This is a genomic window from Frankia sp. BMG5.60 (assembly GCF_059428125.1).
This window is the reverse complement of sequence record NZ_CM182091.1, coordinates 7,436,836-7,456,663: the sequence shown is the minus strand read 5'-3', so window position 1 is coordinate 7,456,663 and position 19,828 is coordinate 7,436,836. Positions and strand designations below refer to the sequence as shown.

16 protein-coding genes and 1 pseudogene are annotated in these 19,828 nt (G+C 71.0%); all 17 read left to right on the top strand.

Annotation, left to right across the window (positions count from 1 at the left end):
- The first annotated feature begins 330 nt into the window (after nt 1-330).
- Nucleotides 331-1,995, top strand: coding sequence for an ABC transporter substrate-binding protein (locus AC5R91_RS30575; RefSeq protein ID WP_495394750.1), 1,665 nt, complete (start codon nt 331-333; stop codon nt 1,993-1,995).
- Complete coding sequence (locus AC5R91_RS30570; RefSeq protein WP_495394749.1) at nt 1,992-3,080, top strand: ABC transporter permease; 1,089 nt, start codon at nt 1,992-1,994, stop codon at nt 3,078-3,080. The genes AC5R91_RS30575 and AC5R91_RS30570 overlap by 4 nt, the downstream gene beginning before the upstream one ends.
- Nucleotides 3,077-3,991, top strand: coding sequence for an ABC transporter permease (locus AC5R91_RS30565; RefSeq protein ID WP_495394748.1), 915 nt, complete (start codon nt 3,077-3,079; stop codon nt 3,989-3,991). Before AC5R91_RS30570 ends, AC5R91_RS30565 begins: the two co-directional genes overlap by 4 nt.
- Nucleotides 3,988-5,742, top strand: a complete 1,755-nt coding sequence (locus AC5R91_RS30560) for a dipeptide ABC transporter ATP-binding protein (RefSeq protein WP_495394747.1) — start codon at nt 3,988-3,990, stop codon at nt 5,740-5,742. Before AC5R91_RS30565 ends, AC5R91_RS30560 begins: the two co-directional genes overlap by 4 nt.
- Entirely contained in the window at nt 5,739-6,869 is a 1,131-nt protein-coding gene (solA, locus tag AC5R91_RS30555; RefSeq protein WP_495394746.1) for an N-methyl-L-tryptophan oxidase, read from the top strand. Before AC5R91_RS30560 ends, solA begins: the two co-directional genes overlap by 4 nt.
- A 111-nt stretch (nt 6,870-6,980) precedes the next feature.
- Nucleotides 6,981-8,207: an LLM class flavin-dependent oxidoreductase gene (locus AC5R91_RS30550; protein WP_495394745.1), complete on the top strand. Its 1,227-nt coding sequence runs from the start codon at nt 6,981-6,983 to the stop codon at nt 8,205-8,207.
- On the top strand, nt 8,204-9,580 hold the full coding sequence (locus tag AC5R91_RS30545) for an NtaA/DmoA family FMN-dependent monooxygenase (protein WP_495394744.1): 1,377 nt from the start codon (nt 8,204-8,206) through the stop codon (nt 9,578-9,580). Before AC5R91_RS30550 ends, AC5R91_RS30545 begins: the two co-directional genes overlap by 4 nt.
- The gene (locus AC5R91_RS30540) at nt 9,577-9,774 is read left to right on the top strand and encodes a hypothetical protein (protein WP_495394743.1); all 198 of its coding nucleotides are present in this window, start codon (nt 9,577-9,579) and stop codon (nt 9,772-9,774) included. Before AC5R91_RS30545 ends, AC5R91_RS30540 begins: the two co-directional genes overlap by 4 nt.
- A 129-nt stretch (nt 9,775-9,903) precedes the next feature.
- Complete coding sequence (locus AC5R91_RS30535) at nt 9,904-10,353, top strand: peroxiredoxin (RefSeq protein ID WP_495394742.1); 450 nt, start codon at nt 9,904-9,906, stop codon at nt 10,351-10,353.
- Nucleotides 10,354-11,346: 993 nt separating this feature from the next.
- A complete protein-coding gene (locus tag AC5R91_RS30530) occupies nt 11,347-12,321 on the top strand; it encodes a nitroreductase/quinone reductase family protein (protein WP_495394741.1) in 975 nt (324 codons plus the stop codon).
- A 113-nt stretch (nt 12,322-12,434) separates the two neighbouring features.
- On the top strand, nt 12,435-12,644 hold the full coding sequence (locus AC5R91_RS30525; RefSeq protein ID WP_495394740.1) for a hypothetical protein: 210 nt from the start codon (nt 12,435-12,437) through the stop codon (nt 12,642-12,644).
- Nucleotides 12,607-12,924: a DUF8371 domain-containing protein gene (locus AC5R91_RS30520; protein ID WP_495394739.1), complete on the top strand. Its 318-nt coding sequence runs from the start codon at nt 12,607-12,609 to the stop codon at nt 12,922-12,924. Before AC5R91_RS30525 ends, AC5R91_RS30520 begins: the two co-directional genes overlap by 38 nt.
- Before the next feature lie 641 nt (nt 12,925-13,565).
- Nucleotides 13,566-14,036 carry a DUF6879 family protein gene (locus AC5R91_RS30515; protein ID WP_495394738.1) on the top strand — a complete coding sequence of 157 codons (471 nt, stop codon included), beginning with the start codon at nt 13,566-13,568 and terminating at the stop codon, nt 14,034-14,036.
- Nucleotides 13,969-14,886, top strand: coding sequence for a helix-turn-helix domain-containing protein (locus AC5R91_RS30510; protein ID WP_495394737.1), 918 nt, complete (start codon nt 13,969-13,971; stop codon nt 14,884-14,886). Before AC5R91_RS30515 ends, AC5R91_RS30510 begins: the two co-directional genes overlap by 68 nt.
- A 122-nt stretch (nt 14,887-15,008) precedes the next feature.
- Nucleotides 15,009-16,175, top strand: a complete 1,167-nt coding sequence (locus AC5R91_RS30505; protein ID WP_495394736.1) for a radical SAM protein — start codon at nt 15,009-15,011, stop codon at nt 16,173-16,175.
- The gene (locus AC5R91_RS30500; protein ID WP_495394735.1) at nt 16,172-16,765 is read left to right on the top strand and encodes a 3'-5' exonuclease; all 594 of its coding nucleotides are present in this window, start codon (nt 16,172-16,174) and stop codon (nt 16,763-16,765) included. Before AC5R91_RS30505 ends, AC5R91_RS30500 begins: the two co-directional genes overlap by 4 nt.
- A pseudogene (locus tag AC5R91_RS30495) lies at nt 16,740-18,158 on the top strand (BTAD domain-containing putative transcriptional regulator); the annotation flags it as partial. The gene AC5R91_RS30500 and the pseudogene AC5R91_RS30495, both read left to right, overlap by 26 nt.
- Between the last annotated feature and the right edge of the window lie 1,670 nt (nt 18,159-19,828).

The following is a 19,828-nucleotide window of genomic DNA, read 5'->3' as shown; positions in this document are numbered from 1 at the left end:
CACCCGCCCGAGTTCACCCGACTGTCGCCGTCCGTCGGCTGAGTGCCCGGACGGGGCTGCTCGGCTGCCCTGGTTCGGTCGGGCGGCGGCCTCGCTCAGGTCGCGCTCCGGGTTGACCGCCCCCGGGCGCGCGCGGCGGGCCGGGCGCGTGCGGCCGGTCGGCTCATCCGGCGGGCCGGCCGTCCGGAATCCCGATACCGATCGCGGCAGGAGACGCCGCCGGGTCGTCGTGTCGGTTCCGATCGCCGCGACCAACGCGGCTCCGTCCATCGACGCGGCTCCACGACCAACCAACCCCGTCGACCACTCGATCAGGAGAACGGAAACCCGATGTCCAGCAACGTCTTCGGCGTCAGAAAGCGAGCCGCGCTGACGCTCGCCGCCGGGTCCGCAGCGCTCGCCCTCGCGGCCTGCGGCTCCAGTGGCGGCTCCACAGGCGGCTCTGCCGGCGCGGCCGGCGCCCCGGTTCGTGGCGGGACGTTGACGTTCGCGATCAACTCCGACGGCACCTGCCTCGACCCGCACCAGAGCCCGGCCGACGTCGACGGGTTCTTCGCCCGGTCGATCGTCGACTCGCTCGTGGCCCTGAGCGACGACGGGACGATCTCCCCCTGGCTCGCCACGAGCTGGACCGTCTCGCCGGACCAGAAGACGTACTCCTTCGTCCTGCGGGACGACGTCACCTTCAGCAACGGCGAGAAGTTCGACGGCGCGGCCGTCAAGGCCAACCTCGACCACATCGTCGCCCCGGCGACCAAGTCGCAGCTGGCGGCCGGCACCATCGCGACCTACACCGGCACCACGGTGCAGGACCCGACCCACGTCGAGGTCCACTTCAGCACGCCGAACTCGGCGTTCCTGCCCTCGCTGGCCACGGCCTACCTGGGCATCGAGGCGCCGAGCACGTTGACGAAGCCGCCGTCCGAACTCTGCTCGAAGATCGTCGGCAGCGGTCCCTTCATCAGCTCGGGCGGCTACGTCAAGGGCAAGGGCATCGACTACGTCCGGAACGCGAAGTACAACTGGGCGCCGAAGAACGCCAAGCACACTGGCCCGGCCTACCTCGACGCGTTGTCGATCCGCAGCCTCCCCGAGGACTCCTCCCGCTACGGCGCGCTGACCAGCGGGCAGATCGACGCGATCGCGAGCGTCCCGCCGGTGAACGTGGCGCAGCTCAAGTCGACGCCGGGATTCCGGATCCAGACCGCGTCCGCGCCGGGCGGCAACTACAACTACTACCCGAACACCGTCAAGGGGCCCTTCGCGGACGTCAAGGTCCGGGAGGCGTTCCGGGCGGGCATCGACTGGGCGACGATCGTCGACAAGCTGTACTTCGGCGTCTTCCCGCCCGGTAAGGGCCCGCTGTCCCCGTCGACCGTCGGCCACGACACGTCGATCGAATCCGCCTACCGCTACGACGCCGCCAAGGCGAACCAGCTGCTCGACCAGGCCGGCTGGACGGGTCGGGACGCGCAGGGCTACCGCACCAAGGACGGCAGGCGGCTCACCGTCGTCCATCCCTTCCTCAAGCAGTTCGCCCGGGAACAGCGCGACGTCGTCGCCGACCAGGTCCAGGCCGCAGCGAAGCAGATCGGCATCGAGGTCAAGACCACGAACCCCGAGTACACCTCGTACATCAAGGACGTCGCGGCCGGCAACTACGACCTCATCGACTTCAGCTGGCAGCGTGCCTCGCCCGACGCGCTGCGCACCCTGTTCGGCAGCGCGGCCATCCCGAAGGACGGCTTCGGCACCAACGGCTCGCGGCTGTCCGACCCGGCCCTCGACAAGGACTTCACCGACGCCCTGGGCACCACCGACCTGGCCAAGCAGGCCGCGCTCTACGGCGACGCGCAGCAGCGGATCACCTCGGCCGCCGCGGTGTTCCCGATCTACGTGTTCAACTACGTCCTCGGGTCGAGCACGAAGGTGCAGGGGCTGCGGTTCGAGCCGCAGGCGTTCCCGCTCTTCTACGACGCCTGGACCAGCAGGTGACCATCGCCCTCGCGGCGGACGAGCGGCGCGGAGGGGGCCGTGCGGCCTCCTCCGCCCGCTCGATCGGACTCGCCGTCCTGCGGCGGGTCGGGTACGCGGTGCTCGTGCTCTGGGGTGCGGTCACCGTCACCTTCGCGGCTCTGCACCTGAAGTCCGGCGGCATCATCGACGCGATCATCGGGCAGGCGACGGTCTCCCCCGAGGTCAGGGCACAGATCATCTCCGACTACGCCCTGGACAGGCCCTGGCTGGTCCAGTATTTCGACTACCTCGGGCACCTGCTGCGGGGCGATCTCGGCCATTCCTACAACCAGGGGATGGACGTCACGACCGCCATCGGCGACCAGCTTGCGCCGTCGTTCGAGCTGATGGCCGCCGGCGTCGTGCTCGCGCTGGTCGGGGCGATCGTGGTGGCGTTGCTGACCGCCAACCGACCCCGCTGGATCCGCGGCCCGTTCGCCTTCCTGGAGATCGTCGGCGTCTCCGTGCCGGCGTTCTGGTTCGCCATCCTGCTGCTCACCGTCTTCTCCTTCCAGCTCCACTGGTTCCCGGCCATCGGATCGAACAGCGTCCGGGGACTGGTGCTGCCGGCGATCGCCCTGGCCGTGGCCCCGGGCGGAACCCTCGCTCAGGTGCTGCGGGACGGTCTGGAACGCGCGCTCGACGAGCCGTTCGTGACGACCGCCCGCAGCCGCGGCATCCGTGAGACAGCCGTGCTGGTCCGCCACGCCCTGCGGCACGCCCTGATGCCGGCCATCACCATCGCCGGCTGGCTCGCGGGCGCGTTCCTCGGCGGCGCGATCGTGATCGAGAACGTGTTCTCCCGGCAGGGGCTCGGGACGCTGACGGTCGGCGGACTCGGCCGCCGGGACTTCCCGCTCGTCTCCGGGGTCGTGCTCATCGCGGCGGCTTTCTACGTCGTCATCAACCTGCTCATCGACGCCGTCTACCCGCTGCTGGACCCCCGGCTTCGTCCCGCCGCCCCGACCACAGCCGGGCCCGCGAACGCGGCCGCCGCCGGCATCACCTCGACAACGAGCCCGTCCGTGTCCGGGACCGGGGCCGACCAGAAAGGCGAAGGATGACCGTCACGCCGGTCGATCCGACCGGGCTTCCGCCCGGCGGCGCAACACCGGACACGCCGGTCGGGACCGCGACCGCGACCCGCGGACGCTGGTCCGGGCTGCGCGTGTCGCGGCCGGGGGTGATCCTGAGCTTCGCCTTTCTTCTGGTGTTGGTTCTGGCCTCGTTCTGGCCGCACCTGTTCACCGGCACCGATCCGAACGCCGCCGACATCTCGCAGACGTTGCGGGGCCCGGGCTCCGGTCACCTGCTGGGCACGGATCAGAACGGCCGGGACATCTTCGCCCGGATCGTCCACGGCACCCGGCTCTCCCTCTGGATCGGTCTGAGCGCGTCGGCGCTCGCGCTCGTGGTGGGAGCGGCCGTCGGGGTCGCGGCGGCGCAGGGCGGACGCGTACTCGGAGCGGTGACAGACTGGCTGCTGAACGTGTTCCTCAGCATTCCGGGGCTGTTGCTCGCGCTCCTGGTCATCGCCATGCTCGGCCCCGGCACCCGCAACTCGATCATCGGTCTGAGCCTCATCTTCACCCCGGGCTTCGCACGGGTGGTCCGCGGCGAGGTGATGCGCATCCGCGCCTCGGTCTACCTGGAGGCCGCGCGGGCGCTCGGCTGGCCGAAGCGGCAGGTGATCATCCGACACCTGGTTCCGAACGCGTTGGGTCCGGTCCTGATCCTGGCGACGATCAACGTGGGCGGGGCGATCAGCCTCGGCTCCACCCTGAGCTTCCTCGGGCTCGGCCCGCAGCCGCCCACCGCCGAGTGGGGCGCGATGCTGTCCAGCAGCCGCACCTACTTCTCGGTCGCCTGGTGGCCCGCGATCTTCCCCGGGATCGCGATCACGCTCGCCGTCCTGGCCATCACGGTCGCTGGACAGTTCCTACAGGCACGACTCGAAGGCCGGAACGCGCGATGACGTCCGACAGCGACCCGACGACCGGCGACCCGACGACGCCGGACCCGGCGACGCGGCCCGGCGATCCCCGAACCCTCGTCGACGTGGCGAACCTGCGCGTGCGGTTTCGGCTGGGTCGACACTCGGTGGACGCCGTGCGCGGCGTGTCGTTCCGGATCGACGCCGGTCAGAGCATCGCCGTCGTCGGAGAGTCCGGCTCGGGGAAGAGCGTCACCGCGCGCAGCCTCGTCGGGCTGGCGGGACGCGGGGCCGAGGTGCGGGCCGACCGCCTGGTCATCGACGGCACGGATACCCGGGCGCTGCCGGAACGCCGATGGCGGACCCTGCGCGGGCGGCACATCGGCTTCGTCCTGCAGGACGCGCTCGTCTCACTCGACCCAGCCCGCCGGGTCGGCGCCGAGATCGCCGAGACGCTGCGGGCCCATCGGGTGGTTCCTCGGGCGGAGGTCGACGCCCGGGTGGTCGAGCTGTTGCGGGAGGTCGGCGTGCCGGAGCCGGCGGCCCGCGCGGGCCAGTACCCGCATCAGCTCTCCGGCGGGCTGCGGCAGCGGGCCCTGATCGCTTCGGCGATCGCGGCCGACCCGGCGCTGCTCATCGCCGACGAGCCGACCACCGCGCTGGACGTCACGGTGCAGGCCCAGATCCTCGAGATGCTCGCCGCTCGCAGGCGGGCCGGGACGGCGCTGCTGCTCATCAGCCACGACCTGGCGGTCGTGTCCCAGGTCGCCGACCACGTCTTCGTCATGAAGGACGGGATCTTCGTCGAGCACGGCCCGACCCGGCAGGTGCTCGACGACCCGCGGCACCCCTACACCCGCCAGCTCCTCGCCGCCGTGCCGGTCGCGCACGCCCGCGGCACCCGACTGTCACCGCAGCCCGGTGGCCCGGTCGCGCAGCCTCGGGCGGTCGTCGGCGACGGGGTCGTGCTGGCGGCAAGGAACCTGGTCAAGACGTTCGCCCTGGACGGGCGCCGCATCCTGACCGCCGTGGACGACGTGTCGTTGGAGCTGCGGGCCGGCGAGACGCTCGGCATCGTCGGCGAGTCCGGTTCCGGCAAGACCACGACCGCCCGGCTGCTGCTGGACCTGGAGCGGGCGGACTCCGGCACGGTCGAGGTCGACGGCACGGCCTGGGGCGAGATCGACGCCCGGACGGGTGCGCGGCTGCGCCAGCACATCCAGGTGATCTACCAGGACCCGCTCAGCTCGTTCGATCCGCGATACCCGGTTTGGAAGATCATCGCTGAGCCGCTGGCCGTGGCCCGGGTCTCCCGCGCCGAGCGCCGGACCCGGGTGCTGGAGCTGCTCGACCAGGTCGGGCTGGCGCGCGACGTGCTGGACCGGCGACCGCGCCAGCTCTCCGGCGGGCAGCGTCAGCGGGTGGCGATCGCCCGGGCGCTGGCCCCCCGGCCTCGCGTCATCGTCTGCGACGAGCCGGTCTCGGCCCTCGACGTCTCCATCCAGGCCCAGATCCTCGACCTGCTCGCCGATCTCCAGGCCCGGCTCGGCATCGCCTACGTGTTCATCTCCCACCACCTCGGCGTGATCTACCACGTCAGCGACCGTGTGCTGGTCATGAAGGACGGCCGGATCGTCGAGTCCGGCGATGTCGAGCGGGTCTTCCGGGAGCCGCGGCACGACTACACCCGCGGTCTGCTCGCCGCGGTGCCGACGCTGGACGGCGCGGCGCTGCGCCCCCGCGTCGAGCCACCATCGGCAACGGTGAAGGACAGCGAAGGAGCGGTGGCATGACCGTCCACAAGGTCGACGTCGTCGTGCTCGGCGGCGGGGCGATGGGGTCGGCGGCGACCTGGCATCTGGCCCGCCGCGGCGTCGACGTCGTGCTGCTCGAACGGTTCGCGGCCGGACACGTCCGGGGGGCCTCCCACGGCGCGTCCCGGATCTTCCGGCTCGCCTACCCGGACCTCGGCTACATCCGTCTCGCCCAGCAGGCTCGGGTGCTGTGGCGGGAGCTGGAGGATCTCACCGGCACCGAGCTGCTCACCGTCACCGGGGGGGTGGAGCACGGCGGCGACCCCGTGTTGGACCAGGTCGCCGACGCCACCGCCGCGGCCGGCGTGGCGTCGGAGTGGTTGACGCCGCGCCAGGCCGCGCGGCGCTGGCCCGGCCTGCGCTTCGACACCCGGGTGCTGGTCCACCCGGACTCCGGCCGGCTGCACGCCGACAACGCCGTCACCGCGTTGCAGGAGAGCACGGTCAAGCACGGCGGCGTGGTCCGGCACGAGGTGCCCGTGCGCTCCCTCGCGGTGCGGGGGGACGACGCCGTCGAGATCCACACCGATGACGACCGCTACCTCGCCCGCCGCGTCGTCGTCGCCGCCGGGGCCTGGACGGAGAAGCTGCTCGGCGGCCTCGTGCCACTGCCGGCCCTGCGGGTCACCCAGGAGCAGCCGGCGCACTTCGCCCCGGTCGGCCCGCCCACCGAGGCGAATCAGGACCGCTGGCCCAGCTTCGTGCACCTGCTGACAGCCGGGACCCAGGAGGCCATCGCCTTCCACGGCGGGGTCTACGGGCTGGCGACCCCCGGCGAGGGCGTCAAGGTCGGCTTCCACGGAGTCGGGCCGGTGGTCGACCCGGACAGGCGGGACTTCGCTGCGGTGCCGGCCCAGCTCGCGGCGTTGCGGGAGTACGTGCGGCGCTGGATCCCCGGCGTGGACCCGGACCGCTTCGCCCCGATCAGCTGCACCTACACCACGACCCCGGACTGGCACTTCGTCCTGGACCGGCACGGCCCGGTGGTCGTGGCGGCGGGATTCTCCGGCCACGGCTTCAAGTTCGTGCCCGCCATCGGCCGCATCCTCGCGGACCTGGCCGTCGACGGCACCCGCCCCGATCCCCGCTTCGCCTCCACCCGCTGACCTGTCGCCCGACGGACCCCCCTTTCACCGCTGAGACCACCGCCGCTCCCGACGCCCGCTCCCGACGCCCGCTGCCGACGCGCGGCGGCCGACCAGAAAGCGATGATCACCATGCCTGAGCCCGATCCGCTGCATCTTGCCGTCGCCCTGGATGGTGCGGGGTGGCATCCGGCGGCGTGGCGCGAGCCGTCGGCCCGGCCGCGCGAGCTGTTCTCCGCGGGCTACTGGGTGGACCTGGTCACCGAGGCCGAACGCGGCCTGCTGGACTTCGTGACCTTCGAGGACTCCCTGACGTTGCAGTCCTCGCTGCTGGGCGGCCCGGACGGCCGCACCGACCAGGTCCGTGGCCGGTTGGACGCGGTGCTGGTCGCCGCCCGGGTCGCCCCGGTGACCTCGCGCATCGGCCTGGTGCCGACCACCTCGGTCCTCAACACCGAGCCGTTCCACATCTCCAAGGCCATCGCGACCCTGGACTACACCAGCGGCGGCCGGGCCGGCTGGCGGGTGCAGGCCGGCCGGCCCGGGGAGAACCCGCACTTCGGTCGGCGCGCCTCCCCCGAGGTCACCGTCGACAATCTCGACACCCCCGAGATCCAGGCATTCGTCTCCGAATCGTTCGACGAGGCCGCCGACCACGTCGAGGTCGTCCGCCGCCTGTGGGACAGCTGGGAGGACGACGCCGAGATCCGCGACGCCGCCACCGGCCGGTTCATCGACCGCGACAAGCTGCACTACATCGACTTCGAGGGCCGCTGGTTCACGGTCCGCGGGCCCTCCATCACCCCCCGCCCGCCGCAGGGCCAGCCGCTGGTCACCGCGCTGGCCCACGCCACCGTCCCGTACCGGCTCGCGGCCCGCGCCGCCGACGTCGTCTACGTCACCCCCCGCGACATCGACCAGGCCCGCGCCATCGTCGCCGAGGTCCGCGACGAGCAGGACCGCGCGGGGCGCGCCGGCGAGACCCTGCACGTCTTCGCCGATCTGGTGGTTGTCCTCGACGACACCGCCGAGGCGGCCGCGGACCGCCTCGGTCGGCTCGACGGGCGCCTCGACGCGCCGGCCGGCTCCGACGCGAAGATCTTCGCCGGTACCCCCGCCGGCCTCGCCGACCATCTCCTCGACTGGCAGGCCGCGGGCATCACCGGCTACCGGCTGCGCCCCGCCGTCCTCCCCGACGACCTGACCGCCATCACCCGCCGGCTCGCCCCCGAGCTCGCCCGCCGCGGCCGGTTCCGCACCGAATACCAGACCACCACCCTGCGCGGACACCTCGGCCTGCCCCGACCGGCCAGCCGCTACGCCGCCGCCAAGCAGCGAATCGAGGTCACCTCCGCATGACCGGACCACGCAAGCAGATCATCCTGGGTCACTACATCGGCGGGGTCAATCACCACACGGTGTGGTCGGACCCGGCCGCCGGCAGCCAGATCGCGTTCTCGTCGTTCCAGCACGCCGCTCAGGCCGCCGAGCGCGGGAAGTTCGACTTCTTCTTCCTCGCCGAGGGGCTGATCCTGCGCGAGCGGCTCGGGCAGATCTTCGACCAGGACATCGTCGGGCGCCCGGACACCCTGCCGGTGCTCGCCTCGCTGGCCGCCGTCACCGAGCATCTCGGGCTCGTCGGCACCCTCAACGCCACCTTCAACGAGCCGTACGAGCTCGCCCGTCAGCTCGCCTCGCTGGACCATCTCTCCGGCGGCCGGGCCGGCTGGAACGTGGTGACCTCGTTCGACGCCTTCACCGGGCAGAACTTCCGCCGGGGCGGCTTCCTGCACCGTGACGACCGGTACGTGCGGGCCGAGGAGTTCGTCGCCCTCGCCCGCCAGTTGTGGGACTCCTGGGCCGCCGACGCGATCGTCGCCGACGCCGAGCAGGGCCGGTTCCTGCGCGACGCCGCGGCCGGGACGTTCCGCCACTCCGGTCGCCAGTTCGACGTGGCCGGCCAGTTCAACGTGCCGCGCAGCCCGCAGGGGCGGCCGGTGGTGCTGCAGGCCGGGGTCTCCCCGCAGGGGCGTGACTTCGCCGCCGCCACCGCGGACGCGATCTTCTCGCCCTACCATGAGCTCGGGCCGGCCCGGGAGTACTACCGCGACATCCAGGCCCGGGTCGTCCGGGCGGGCCGGCCGCCGGGCTCGGTGAAGCTGCTGCCCGGCGGGGCGTTCATCCTCGGCGACACCGAGGCCGACGCCGTCGAGCGGCAGCGGGAGGTCGCCCGCGCCCAGGTCAGCGGACGGACCGCGCAGATCCTGCTGGAGACCGTCTGGAACCGGGACCTGTCCGGCTACGATCCGGACGGCCCGCTGCCCGACGTCGACCCGGACCCGACCGGCCCGCCGGTGATCCAGGGCCGCGCCCGGCTCGGCGAGGACCCGTTCGAGACCGTGCGGACGTGGCGGGCGTTGGCCGAGGCCAACCGTTACTCGCTGCGGGACCTCGCGATCCGCGTGTTCAGCCACACCGAGTTCGTGGGCACGCCGACCCAGATCGCCGACCGGCTCGACGACTTCGTCCAGAACGACGGCTCGGACGGCTTCATCCTGGGCTCGCACGTGACCCCCGGGGGGATCGACGAGTTCGTCGACAAGGTCGTCCCGTTGCTGCAGGAGCGCGGCTCGCTGCGCGCCGAGTACAGCGGGACGACACTGCGGGAGAACCTCGGCCTCCCACTGGTCCCGGCCACCCCGGACCGGACGCCCCAGGGTGCGCCGGCGTGACCGAACGCCATCCGCTGGACAACCCGGCGCTGGCCGACGGCGTCGCCGCGGTGCCCGACGAGCCGGCGGGCGGTGTGCCGGCCCCGAACCCGTTCGCCGTCGTGCGCGACGCGGGCGCCCCGAACACCGCCGTCCCGAACACCGGTGACCCGAACACCGGTGACCCGAGAAGGACCAGCCTGCTGCAGACGTAGTCCGCGTTCGGCCGCTCATCCCGCGCGAGCGTCACCGGGTCGGGATAGCGTAGGAAATCGGCCGTCGCTGCGACGGTCCTGGACGCCGGGCCGATGCCTGTCGCCCAACCCGAGGTGAGGAGCGCACAGATGCTGCGTGTCGGCGACACCGCGCCGGACTTCGAGCTGCCGGACGAGGCCAACACCACTCGCAAGCTCTCCACTCTCCTGGCGGACGGTCCGGTCGTCCTGTTCTTCTACCCGGCGGCGTTGACCAAGGGCTGCACCGCGGAGAGCTGTCATTTTCGGGACCTCGCGGCGGAGTTCGCCGAGGTCGGCGCCCAGCGCGTCGGTATCAGCACGGACACCGTGGCCAAGCAGAAGAAGTTCTCCGACAAACACTCCTTCGACTATCCGCTGCTTTCCGACGCCGACGGCAGCGTGTCGCGCGCCTTCGGCGTGAAGCGGCCGATCGACCTGCTGCGGGTCCGGCGCGCCACCTTCGTGATCGGTACGGACCGGGTCATCATCGAGGTCATCAGCAGTGAGCTGAACATGAACACCCACGCCGACAGGGCACTGGTCGCGCTGGGCAGATAGGACGCCGGCACGTCGCCTCGCCGTGAGTTCCGTAGAAGTAGACATGCGCTCCAGTCAGGAATCGACCGACGGCACCCGGCTGGAGAGGCCCCTGCCTACCCGACCTTGATAGTAGATCTGCTCGCGGCGCCCTTGCTAACGTATGGGTAGGAAAAACAAGCGAACAGCGCCCTGTCGGGACGCTAACCGGGCGGCGGCAGGAGAGCGGATGTGGGCTGGCGAAGTTTGGTGGGTGGATTTCGGCGAACGACGGCCGGTGGTTCTCCTCTCAGCTGAGGGCGAGTCCGGATTCCTGGCTATGCAAGTGGTCCCCCCAGCCGGCACCGACCTCGATGGCGTGGCCGCGGAGGTTGCGATTGGAACTCCCGAAGGACTTCCCTTCGAGGGCGTCCTGCGCGTCGCGTTTCCGCGTCCAGGCGTAGTCCCCTGCACCTGGCTCCTTTCGGTGACCAGAGAGGACCTGGTCGAACGGGTCAGCACCCTGCCGCCAGCGAAGCTCGCCGAAATCGAGAACCTGGTCCGCCTCGGTAATCCAGCGTAGGCAGCGTCAACGGCTTCACAGGTTTCTCCGGCGACGGTACGCACAGCAGCGGCGGCGCCCAGCGCCTGGTCGATCAGACCGGCATCAGGCTTGCGGCGGTAGTGGCGCCGAGATCCCAGCAGGCTTCGCGGTCGGCGGCGGATATTTCGCCGAGGACGGTGAGCGGGTCGCGCAGGCGCCTCCACCTCAGGCCAGTGGTGATCGTCTCAACGCCGCGGACCGCGCCGGTCGTGTCACTGTTGCCGTGGACATAGAGGGTGTATGGCCGGCCGACGGTGAACTCGAGGACTGGGTAGTAAATCTGGTCGCAGAACTTGCAGAAAGTCGCATGCGTCGCGCGGTCACACTACGTGTCGCACCGGTTCGACGACACTTCTGGTCCTCTCGACTTGACATAGAGTTAGTTATGCCCCATAACGTTATGCACATAACTAGTTCGTCGAGGAGGGTCCGTGGACTTCGAGCGAGCCGACGCCATCAACCAGGCCATCCGCCTCCTGAGCTTGCGCCACCGGGCCAGGGCCGCGGCCCTGCTGACCCCACTCGGCCTGTACCCCGGGCAGGAGGCGCTCCTGCTCGAGCTCGCCAGGACCGGCCCGATGATCCAGGCCAAACTCAGCGAGGCCCTCGGCTGCGAGCCACCCAGCGTCACGCTCATGACCCGCAAGCTCGAGGCCTCCGGCCACATCCGCCGCACGCCCGCCCCATCCGACAAGCGCGCCAGCGTCGTCGAACTCACCGGCCGCGGCAAGGCGGTAGCCGACCAGGTCAAGAGCCTGTGGTGCGCTCTCGCGCAGGAGACCGTGACCGGCCTGCCCGCCGAAACGGTGACGGAACTACCCGCCATCCTCAACACCTTGACCGGCAACGTGGACACCAGGCGCCCCGACCACCCACACGGCCGCCGGCCCGGTCTGGTCGCGGAATCGCGACGGGCCGGGCGCATTGATCAGGGTAATCCGATAGCGGGTGACTACGAACCGAGCGCATTGGGGTTTGTGCGCGAGCATGTCGAGCAGATCGTGCGCACCGGCACGACCGACGGCGTCACGATGAAAGACCGGCCCATGGTGCTGATGACCTACCGGGGCGCCAGGACCGGCAAGGTTCGCAAGACACCTGTGATGCGTGTCGAGCACAAGAGCCGCTACGCGGCCGTCGCGTCCAACGGCGCCCAACCGACCAACCCGCAGTGGTACCCGAGCCTGCTCGCCGAGCCGATCATCGAGCTCCAGGATCGCACAGTGACGCGCCAGTACCGGGCCCGCGAAGTGTTCGGGGAGGAGAAGGCCCTCTGGTGGCGCCGGGCGGTGGACGCGTTCCCGGACTACGCCGACTACCAGCGCAAGACCGACCGCAGGATCCCGGTCTTCGTACTCGAGCCACTCGACGGGAGCACACCGGACGATGACGATACTGAGGGATAGCGGCACAATCTGATTGGCCCGTCCAGGTCACGCGGGCATCAGGCTGGCGGCCCTACCTGCCAAGATGAGTTGAGACAGGTGAACTTCCCATTAACCCAGCGAACAAGCGGCCGGTGCTGCTCGTACCGGAGCGGTTTCTGCGCGACCTGCCATCGCTGAACGCAGAAGACTGGTGGGAGGACTATGAAGCTACCCAGCTGCGGAATGACGTGAACTACGATCTCCTCGGAAGGGTCAACAAAACGGCGATCGTGGAAGCCGCCCGCCGTGATCCCGAGGCGGTGCATGCCTGGGCAAGAACAACGCGAAGCGACTCCGTATAATCTGGCGGGCGACCGTCGCGGCGTCTACCAATGGGATGCCGCGTCCACGAGCTATGTAGCGCTCAACCCCTTGGTAATCAACCCGCCTACCGACGAGGAGGGATTCTTCTCGGTCATCGACCAGGTGATCGACGAGTTTACCCGCTTCGTCGAAGAGCAAGCTGGTTGGCGGCTTCTCTGGAACGATGACGGCACGGAGAAGCCCGAAGAGGCGGCCCAGCTTCTGTTCATGGGTATAACCCGTAACTACTGCCGAGCCAACAGGCCTGACACACAGTAGGAGCCAGATTATCGCAGGTGGACCGGGTCACCCGTGCCCGTCCTGGAGATACCGAGCGTTCCCGCTGGCGAGAGCAGCCAAGGCTGCCTCCACTCGGCGCCACACATACGGCCGCAGCAGGCGGTCCGCCTCGTCCGCCGTGCAGAATCGGACAGCGGCCAGCTCTGGATCTACGGAACGCAGTGCTCGGGCCTGGGCCGGGACCGGAGGCAGCGTGTCTCCGTCGATGACGAGGCGCCAGTGGTCATGCTGCGAGGCCGCTGTTGACGGGTTACATGTCGTCTACGACCATGAGTGCGAACGGTTCGCAAGATTTCGAGCAACGGAGGTAGGCCCGTGCGCGCTCGGTTCCTCGGCAAGGACCCGAAGTCCCAGGTTGACAACTCGCCCACCCTGTTCGCCACCGACCGCACCGACCGCGTCACCTACATCGCGCAGGGGTGGAAGGTGACCGACCCCCTGGCGCTCGCGGACATCGGCACCGTCCCCGATCACGAAACCTTGATCGAGATTCCGGACGACGTCCTCAAGTTCTACGCCCGCCGGTACCTGGAGCAGGAGGAGGAGCACTGCGCCAGCTCATCCCGCCCGGACCCGAGTTCCGGCAGCTCTTCCACTCCTTCGAGCACACCGCGTACCGCTTGGAGGCCCGCGACACCTACGACGCGACCTACGAGCAGGAGTCACTGGAACGGTTCCTCGCCGGCGAGCCGGACGATCTTCCGTGGATGCGCAGCTGGCTGGACATGCTCCATGAGGCGACAGCGGCCGGCCGGCGGTTCGCCCGGGTCCGCGTTGTGAGCCTGCCGCTGACCGACTACAGCCGCTTCGGCGTGTACTGCGCGCAGTTCACGAACGGCGCCGGCGAGGACATCCGCTACCTACCACGTGACCAAGCCGAGGCCGCTCGGCTGCCCCACCACGACTACTGGCTGTTTGACTCATCCAAGCTGGTCCGGATGCACTTCGACGAGACCGACCGCTTCCTCGGCGGGCAGATCATCGAGGACCCGGCCGAGATCGTGCAGCACAACGTGTGGCGTGATGCCGCCTGGCACCACGCCGTCAGACGGGACGACTTTGCCACCCAGCAGCACCTCGGACGCGTCTAACGTCCAGGAGGCGCGCAGCGCCCTCGGCAAACGGCTCCGCGAGCTTCGTACCTCGGCCAGCCTCAGCGGCCGGCAGCTCGCGGAGTCCTTGTCATGGCCGCCGTCGAAAGTCTCCAAGCTGGAGAACGGCCGGCAGACCCCGACAGACGGGGACATCCGGGGCTGGACCGAGGCAACCGCCAGCCAGCCAGAGGCCGAGGCCCTGCTGGCTGCCCTCCATACCCTCGAAGTGCAGCACGCCGAGTGGCAACGCATCCTCCGCGCCGGCCTGAAGCCGCGGCAGCAGGAGCTGATCGAGTGGGACGCGCGCACCCGCCTCTTCCGGGCCTTCGAGGCTACAGTGATCCCCGGCCTCCTTCAGACCGCCGAGTATGCCCGCGCCCGCTTCGCCGAGAGCATCCGCCGGTTGAAGCTGCCGAACGACATCAACGACGCCGTAGCTGCCCGGGTGCGGCGGCAGGAGATCTTGTACCGCCCCGACAAGCGCTTCCACTTCGTGCTGACCGAGGCGGCGCTGCGGTTCCGGCTCTGTTCCTCCGAGGTCATGCTCGGCCAGCTCGACCGCCTGATCTCCTTCTCCCAGCTGCCCAACGTCCGGCTTGGGATCATCGGCTTCGAGACGCAGTACGCCACTTCGCCGTGGCACGGCTTTTGGATCTACGACGCCGAGCGGGTGCTCATTGAGACCTTCAGCGCGGCGCTTGACCTCCGGCAGCCGCAGGAGATCGAGCTGTACGCGGGCGCCTTCGAGCAGCTCGCCGCCGTCGCCAGCTACGGCCGGTCCGCGCGGGCGATCATCAATCGCACCATCGACGATCTTGCCGATGAAGCGCCTGCGGATGGCTCGTAGTTTCGCTTGTACCACTTGGCCTCTCATAGATTCGAGAAATCCCTAGCAACTTTCTGGTCAGATGCCGTGGTCGCTTCCTACCCTCCGACTCAGACAGGTCACCGCCCCGACCCAACGGGGCATTGGAGGGCACAGGTGAGCACCTCGTCCCGCTGCTGGCCAGCGGACAGATCGAGCAACTTCCCCCACGGGCGCGCGAGGTCGTGGAGTACCGCAAGAGCGGGCTTTCCCTGAACCACATCCAGGGCTGCCCCCTGGACTGCGCCTACTGCATCCGCCACACCTACGGTCTGTGGGACCAGCGCCGGCCGCAGGCGCTCATGTCCGACGCCGAGGCCGTGGCCCAGCTCGTGGCCCACCCGTACTTTCGGGCGGATGTCACGCCCGTCCAGCTCTTCAACCGGGCCACCGAGCCCTTCCTCCCGGCGGTGAAGCCGCATACCTTCGCCGTGCTGGAGGATCTGGACCGCCGGGGTCTGACCAACCACGTCCTCGTCATCACCCGCCACCAGGTGGGGCCCGAGGACTGCGAGCGGCTGAACCGGCTCGCGCACCTCAAGGTGACGCTCTTGTTCACCTACTCCGGCATCGACGAGGCGCGCATCGAGCCGTACCCCTCGGCCGTGGCCGCCGCCTCCCTGAAGCTGGCGACGAGCGTCCAACCCCGGCGCTACCGCACGGTGCTCTACTGGCGTCCCCTGGTCCCCGGCCTCAACGACACCGACGAGCACCTGGCCCGCGCCGCCGCCCTCAGCCGCCACGCCGACGCCACCGTCTTCACCGGGCTGTTCTACCGGGACCAGATCGCCAGCTACTACCAGGCAGCCGGGTTGCCGGAGCCCTACGCGGGCACCGCTCGCCGCAAGATCGTGCCGGAAACCCTGGAGCAGCGGGTCCTGGAGGCGTTGGACGGCGGCACCGTCTTTCGCAAGACCTCCTGCGCGGTCTCCTACGTGCACGGCCTGCCCGACTACAACGGGCACTACGGCGTGCGGGAGCTGTGCGACATCTGCCCGCTGGCGCAGGTCGGGCGCTGCGCGCAGGCCCACCGCAGACCGACCGCGGAAGCGGTCACCGCTCTGGCCGCCACGGTGCCGGACGCCGAAGAGCTGGAGATCATTGACATCGACGACCGGGCCGTGGTCGTCGCTGGCCTTCCCCATGAGCAGCCCCGCTACTTCCTCCAACATGCCCTGCGCTTCCAGGTTCACGACCTCCGGCATCCTCACTACCTCGGACGGCATGGGCGCGCCGACATCGGATGGCAGCAGGAAGAAGGCAGCTCGTGAGTGACTGGAACAGCCGCGACTTCGTCGTCGTCGACCTCGAGGGCAACGGCCAGCGGCCACCCGACCTGGTGGAGCTGGCAGTCGTCCCCATCACGGCCGGCGTCATCGGGGAGCCGGTCACCTGGCTGGTGCACCCGGAGACGCCCATCAGCGGCTTCGCCCAGCGCATCCATGGCATCACGAGCGAGATGGTGGCCGACGCCCCAAGCTTCGCCGACGTGGAGAAGGAGGTGCGGACGGTTCTGGACGACGCCAAGATCGTCGCCCACAACGCGCCGGTGGACCTGAGCGTGCTTCGTCGCAAACTCGCTGACTGGGAGCCGGCCGAGGCCTTCGACACGCTGCGGTTGGCCCGCCGGCTTCGGCCAGAGCGGGTCAGCTACCGCCTCGGGGCGCTCGTCGAGGCCTTCGGTCTGGCCGAAGGGCTTTCCCCGGAGCTGCGGCCCCACCGCGCCGCCTACGACGCCCTGGTTACCGCCCGGCTCTTCGCACTCCTTGCCACCAGCCCGGAGGGCCGGCCGCGCACGCTGGACGAACTCCGGGGCCAACCCTCAGGAGACGGCGATGCCCCGCCTCCAGCCCTTTTCTGACCACCAGCGCGGCCTGTTCATCAGCGTCGACGGGCCCAGCGGAGCCGGAAAATCCACGCTCGTCAGCCACCTGGCCCAGCTACTCGTCGCCGACGGCGAGGACATCCACCTCACCCTCGAACCCTCCACCGGCCCCATCGGCGCGCTGGCCCGCGAGCTGACCGAAACCGTCACCGGGCATGCCCTGGCAGCCCTCTACGCCGCCGACCGCTACCACCATCTCGAAACGGAGATCCGCCCCCACCTCGAAGCCGACCCCGACATCATCGCCCGTGGTCCGCCGCGGGCCGGGCCCTCAGCGTTCGGCCGACCTAGACTGATCAGCGTGGTCGTGAGTCTCACCCTCCTGGACGGGGTGCGCTGGGAGGGCGCCCCGGTGGCGGGCGACCGGCCGCAGGCGCTGCTCGCGGCGCTGGCGTCCGCGCACGGGCGGTCGGTGCGGGCGGAGCGGCTGGTCGAGATGATCTGGTGCGGGGAGCCGTTGGCCAACCCGACCAAGGGGCTGCAGGTGGTCGTCTCCCGGACCAGGGCGGCCTGCGGCGCCGGCGCGGTGGTGCGCGACGGCGTCGGCTACCGGCTCGGCCTCCCACCGGTGCAGGTCGACAGTTGTCTGCTGGGCCGGCTGGTGGCCGAGGCCGCCGGACTCGTCGCGGCCGATCCGCGGGCCGCCGCCGAACGGGCCCGCGAGGCACTCGAGCTCGGCGCGGCGCTGCCGTCGGTGCCCGCGGACGACCGGGGGACGCTCGCCGACGTCCGCCGGGTCGCCGGCCGCGATCTGGCGGCGGCCCGGCTGCTGCTGGCCCGGGTTGCGAGCCGGGCGGGCCGGCACCCCGAGGCGCTGCCACTGCTGGAGACGGCCCACGCAGGGCGGCCCGACGACGAGGGCCTGCTGGCCGACCTGCTGCGCAGCGAGGCCGCGGTGCGCGGGCCCGGGGCGGCCCTGCACCGCTTCGAGGGCTACCGCCGGGACCTGCGGGAGCGGCTGGGCACCAGCCCCGGGGAGGCGCTCACCCGCATCCAGCGCGAGCTGCTCGCCCTCGACCGGCCCGTTCGCGACGGGATCCGGTACGACGCCACCGCACTGCTGGGCCGCGGGCACGACGTCGACCGGCTGCGGGCGCTGCTGGACCGGTCCCGGGTGGTGTCGATCATCGGGCCGGGTGGTCTCGGCAAGACCCGCCTGGCGTACCTGCTCGCCCGGGACAGCGCGCTGCCGGTGGTGCATGTGGTCCATCTCGTCGGGGTGACGGCACCCGAGGACCTGCTCGGCGAGATCGGTGCCGCGCTCGGGGTCCGCGACTCGATCGGCGAGCGCCGGGTACTGACCCCGGCGCAGCGCGCCGACCTGCGCGCCCGCATCGCCGCGCGGCTCGCCCGGGGGCCGGGCCTGTTGCTGCTGGACAACTGCGAGCACCTCGTCGCCGAGGTCGCCGAGCTGGTCGCCTTCCTCGTTACGGCCACCGCCGACCTGCGGGTACTCACGACGAGTCGGGCCCCGCTGGCGATCAGCGCCGAACGGGTCTACCTGCTCGGGGAACTGGCCCGCGCCGACGCGATCGAGCTGTTCTGCCAGCGCGCCGCCGCCGCCCGCCCCACCGTCCGGCTCGACCGTGAGGTGATCGGCCGGATCGTCGACCGGCTCGACGGGCTTCCGCTGGCGATCGAGCTGGCGGCGGCGCGGGTCCGGGCGATGTCGGTGGAGGACGTCGACCGGCGGCTGGCGGACCGGTTCACCCTGCTGCGCGGCGGGGACCGGGCCGCCCCGGACCGCCACCGCACGCTCCTCGCGGTGATCGACTGGTCGTGGAACCTGCTGGCGGAGCCGGAGCGGCGCTCCCTGCGCCGGCTCGCGCTCTTCGCGGACGGTTTCACCCTCGCTGCGGCGGAGGAGGTCCTCTCCGCCCCCGGTCCCGCCGACCCGGACGCGGGCTCCGATCCCGTCGACAGCTCCGATCCCGTCGACGGCTTCGATCCCGTGGAGGTCGACGGCTTCGAACCCGTGGAAACGGTGCAGAACCTCGTCGACCAGTCGTTGCTGAGCGTGCGCGAGTCGGCCGTCGGGGTGCGCTACCGGATGTTGGAGACGGTCCGGGAGTTCGGTCGGCTAAGGCTGGCCGAGGCCGGCGAGCAGGCATCGGCGCGCCGCGCCCAGCGCGACTGGGCAGTCGGCCACGTGAGCCGACACGGCGGGGGTCTGTCCAGCGAGCGGCAGTTCGCGGCGATCGACGCGATCGCGGCCGAGGAGACGAACCTCGCCGACGAGCTGCGGACCGCGCTGGCCGGCGGCGACGCCGAGACGGTCGTGCGGCTGGTGGCGGTGCTCGAACAGTTCTGGACGATCCGCGGCGAGCACGTCCGGATGATGACGCTGATCGACGCGGTCACCGCGGTGCTGTCCGGCTGGACACCGCCGCCCAGGTTGGTCCCGGCGGCGCTGGCCGCCGGGACCGCCGTGGCGAGAACCGCGATCTTCATGAGTGACGGGGTTCTCCCGCCGCCGGTCCGCGACCTGTTGGCACGGCTGGGCCCCGGAGCGGCGGACGATCCGCCGTTGGACGGTGCGGCGCGGGTGCTGCTCGCCCTCGCTCCGGCGGCGTCGACCGCGGACGCCGACACGCGGCTCACGCGGCTGGCGGACGATCCCGACCGGCACACCCGCCTGCACGCTCTGGTGTGGCTGGCCCATCAGCGGGAGAACGCCGGCGACGCGCAGGCCGCGGCCACGGCCGCAAGCGGGGCGCTGGCACTGGTCGCGCCGCGGGACGGGCCGTGGCTGGCGGCCCTGATGCACACGCGTCTCACCGAACTGACGATGCAGCTCGGGGATCTGCCGGCCGCGCGTTCCCACGCCCGGGCGGCCCTGCCGGTCCTGGAGCGTCTCGGCGCCCACGACGATGTCGCGCAGCTACGGGTGCTGCTGGCGCTCGACGCCATCAACGACGGCCGGCTCGACGCGGCCGAGCGGTACCTTGCCCTGATCGGCTCGCCCCGCGACACGCTGCACGGCGGCGCGATGATGGCGGCGATCGGTCGGGCGGAGCTCGATCTCGCCCGCGGCGACGC